The organism is Candidatus Pelagibacter sp., assembly GCF_052049835.1.
In the GTDB taxonomy this organism is placed as follows: domain Bacteria; phylum Pseudomonadota; class Alphaproteobacteria; order Pelagibacterales; family Pelagibacteraceae; genus Pelagibacter.
Genome location: NZ_JBNGZF010000015.1, coordinates 1 through 3961, shown reverse-complemented (window position 1 = coordinate 3961; position 3961 = coordinate 1). Strand labels below are relative to the sequence as shown.

The window sequence follows — 3961 nt, the reverse complement described above, 5'->3', positions numbered from 1 at the left end:
ATAGTATACTAATGTTAATAAAAATATATAAATTAAGATATCTATATTTAATTTTTCGTAAAGAAAAAAAGTAGTAGGATTAAATAAAATTAATGTAATCAGAGAGTATTTGAGGAAATTATCTGGTTTTAAAATTTTAATATTGAGATAAACAAACAATGAAATCATAATTGGTGCTATAAAATAATCGACAACAAAATCAGATAAATTTTTTTCTATAGATGGGAATATAAGTATAATAGGACCATAAATAAAAGATCCATAAGAGTCTTGATAACAATCATTTTCTGAATAAACATTGAAACCTAAATTATGGCAGTTAATAATTTTGAATAAATATTTTAAGTCTCCAAATAATAAAATCTCTTTGTTTCCATAATCATCAATAATTTCTGTAGGGTGTACATAAAAATTATAAAGAACGCCACTGTAAGTGATTAAAAGAATCAAGGATGTGCTTGTAAGAAAATAAATTAATTCTTTTTTTTTCATAAAATTTTAATTATATAATTTGGATTATCACATTTTTTTTACCAAGAAAGTATAATGTTTTTGCATAAGAAAATTGAATTCAGAAAACTTCAATAAGAATAGTCTTTACAGAGTAACTTAAACCATAATTTTACACATAAAATATATAAATTAAAAAATTTTACTTATTACTCTTGTTCAATTATAAATATTAGCATACACACCCATGAAATTTATTAATGCCCTTGTGGTGAAATTGTTAGACACAAAGGACTTAAAATCCTTTAAAGATAAAACTTATTATCTTCGTTAACAGCTTTTTCTAATCTTATTAAAAAGTCTGGTATAGCACTTTTAACTCTACTCCAAGTCGGTATAAATGGAGCATCCATTGGATTTAAATAAAAGTCTTCTCCTGCTTTAATTATATTTTTAGAAAATAATTCTACAGCCTTTTCTTCAGAATGAGAGTCAAATTTCAAACCATTCATTTCAGCATCGCCTCGATAAGCGTCAATTAAATCAAGTGCTGACCTATAGTAAGTTGCTTTAAGTGATCTTAATTGCTCTCTACTAAACGAGTGACCTTGTGTAGCAAGTTTTTTTATAAAGGTTTTTATTATGTCAATGGACATTCTTGAAAGACCTTTATTTTCGTCATCAGTAGATAAATCCTGATGTTTATGGTCATAAGTATCAGCTAAATCAACTTGACAAATATTTTGAGGAGAAAAATTTCTTTGCATTTCTGACAAAATTCCAATTTCTATTCCCCAGTCTGATGAAATTCTTAATTCTGGGAGAATATTTCTTCTAAAAGAAAATTCTCCAGCTAGTGGATATTTAAATGATTTCATAAAATCTAAATATTCACTTTTACCTATGGTTTTTTCTAAAGCGTTTAAAAGTGGGAAAACTAATAGCCTTGCTACTCTTCCATTCATTTTGTTATCTGCTACCCGAGGATAGAAACCTTTGCAAAATTCAAAATTAAACAATGGATTAACTACTGGATAAAATAATTTTGCTAACATTCTTCGATCATATGTTTTAATATCACAATCATGTAAAGCGACAGATCTTGCACTATTTCTTGCTATAGACATTCCTATGCAATACCAAACATTTCTGCCTTTGCCTTTTTCATTCGGTGCTAATGCTTTTTCTTGTAGTTCTTTATCTAATTTTTTTAAATTCGGACCATCGTTCCAAAGTATTGTGAATGGAGTTTCTAATTTTTCAAAAAATGTCCATGCCTTTCTGGCTTGTTTTTCATTAGCTTGATCTAGTCCTATTATTATGTGATGTAGATAATTAGTTTGAGCAATTTCAGAAACAATTTTTGGTAATGCATCTCCATTTAATTCGCTATAAAGACAAGGTAATATAAGTTCCATTTTTCTCTCTTTTGAAAAACTTAGAAGCTCTTTTTCTATTTGTTTTGTTGACTTTGTTCCAAAGTCATGAAGTGTTGAAATAATACCATTTTGTGAAAAATCACTCATAATTAATTTTATTAATTTTTGTTTATTTTAACTAGAGCCATTTTAATCACATCTGCCCAGCCTTCAGGAGATGGCTTATTTGTTGTTATTAAATTATTTATAGGAATTTCATCTAAAGTGAATTTATCATTGAATACTAAGCACGGAAAATCACTCTTTTTTAGCATGTCTAAATCATTGTAATTATCACCAACAGCTATTATTTTCATATTTTTATTATTTTTTTTTATAAATCTTACAAATATTTGAAGAGCTTTAGCTTTACTAACCCTATCAGTTAAATTAATTACCCTTCCTCCTTCTTGTAAATAAAGATCTTCATTTTTAATTATCTTAGATAATTCATTTCTTTGGTTTTTGGTTCCCTCAAATACAAATGGAATAGTGTATTTACGATTTAAAGCCATCTTTAGTTTTTTATCTTCTAAACCAAAAACTAAACTTTGTTTTTTTTTATTCATTTCAGAAACCCATTTGCATTTATTTTGCAGGTTTATTGGAACTATATTTTTAAAAATATTTAAAAGATCACCTTTTTCTCTGCTAAGAATTAATTCTTTAGGTAAGTCTAAATTTAATAATTCTAAGCCATTAATAGCTGATCCATTTTCAGAAATAAAAGGTAAATTTGATCCTAATTCTTTATTAAACTGCAAAATTTCTTTCTCAGTTTTGCTAGTATTGGGTATTATAAAAATTCCTTTTGATATTAGTTCTTTTAAATAGTCTTTTATTTCGTCAAATTTAAACGTATCTCTATGAAGCAGAGAGCCGTCTAGGTCAGTAAATATTAAAACTTTGATTGTTTTTTCCATTGATTGATATTTATAAAATATTCTAATAAATAACAATTTTACTAATTAGACTTGTTCAATTATAAATATTAGCATAAATACTCATGAAATTCATTAATGCCCTCGTGGTGAAATTGGTAGACACAAAGGACTTAAAATCCTTGCCGCTTGCGGAGTGCCAGTTCGAGTCTGGCCGAGGGCACCACTAAATGAGTAAACTTCATATTATTTCAGACAAAAATAAGAAATCATTAAAGTTTAAAAATTTATTAATAAAAAAAATTAAGTCTAATAATTTTAAAAAAGAAAATCTGATTATTGTTATTGGTGGTGATGGCTTCATGCTTCAAACGCTTAAAAAGAATAAAAATTTCAATAAACATTTTTATGGGATCAATTCTGGAAATTATGGATTTCTTATGAATAAATTTTCATCAAAAAATATTATAAAAAATTTAACAAAAGCAAACTTAGTTACAATTTCTCCTCTAGAAATGGTAGTTAAAACTAGAAATAATCAAATTAGAAGATCTATAGCAATTAATGAAGTATCTGTTCTTAGACAAAGTAGACAAGCTGCTTCATTGTCAATTAAGCAAGGTTCAAGACAAATAATTAAAAAATTAGTTTCAGATGGTGTATTAGTGTCAACACCCGCAGGAAGCACAGCCTATAATCTTTCAGTTCATGGACCTATCTTAAGTCTTCATTCAAAAAAATTATCAATATCACCAATAAGTGCTTTTAGACCAAGAAGATGGAAAGGTAAGATTGTTAAAGATAAATCAAAAATTGTTATAAAAAATTTAAATCCATCAAAAAGACCTATTAGTGCTGTTGCAGATAATTTAGAGGTAAGAAATGCAAAAAAAATTGTTGTAAAGATTAATAGCAAAATCAAGTTTAATCTTTTGTATGATAAAAGCAGAAGTTTGCAAAAAAAAATAAAACTAGAACAGCTAAGGCGAGAAACTAATTGATTACTTAATTTTGTTCAAATTCTATTTTTTTATAAAAATTCATAATCTAATCATATAGAAGATTAAATTTAAATTTTGAATTTGCTTTTATTTATATAATTTTTTGATTTCTAATTTCACTATCATCTCTCAGTGTAACAATCTTTCGTTTTGATAGATATAAATTTTTATTAGTTATTTATGTTTTGATAAAAGATAGTATTATTTTTTT

The 3961-nt window shown here is 26.1% G+C and carries 4 protein-coding genes and 1 tRNA gene; 2 read left to right on the top strand and 3 right to left on the bottom strand.

Translation table 11 applies throughout. From position 1 onward, the window contains the following. The 3 genes from ACTT9R_RS05500 to ACTT9R_RS05490 all read right to left on the bottom strand — a co-directional run. Positions 1-492 (bottom strand): hypothetical protein (locus tag ACTT9R_RS05500; RefSeq protein WP_440927012.1); only part of this gene is annotated, 492 nt, incomplete at its 3' end. A 263-nt stretch (positions 493-755) separates the two neighbouring features. Beyond that, positions 756-1976 carry a glycosyl transferase gene (locus tag ACTT9R_RS05495; protein ID WP_440927011.1) on the bottom strand — a complete coding sequence of 407 codons (1221 nt, stop codon included), beginning with the start codon at positions 1974-1976 and terminating at the stop codon, positions 756-758. Between the two features lie 11 nt (positions 1977-1987). Further along, on the bottom strand, positions 1988-2791 hold the full coding sequence (locus tag ACTT9R_RS05490; protein ID WP_440927010.1) for an HAD-IIB family hydrolase: 804 nt from the start codon (positions 2789-2791) through the stop codon (positions 1988-1990). 98 nt (positions 2792-2889) lie between these two features. On the opposite strand from ACTT9R_RS05490, the gene ACTT9R_RS05485 reads away from it, so the two are divergent. Together ACTT9R_RS05485 and ACTT9R_RS05480 are read left to right on the top strand one after the other, a co-directional pair. Beyond that, a tRNA-Leu gene (locus ACTT9R_RS05485) sits at positions 2890-2975 on the top strand. A gap of 4 nt (positions 2976-2979) precedes the next feature. Next, positions 2980-3750: an NAD kinase gene (locus ACTT9R_RS05480; protein ID WP_440927009.1), complete on the top strand. Its 771-nt coding sequence runs from the start codon at positions 2980-2982 to the stop codon at positions 3748-3750. Positions 3751-3961 lie beyond the last annotated feature (211 nt).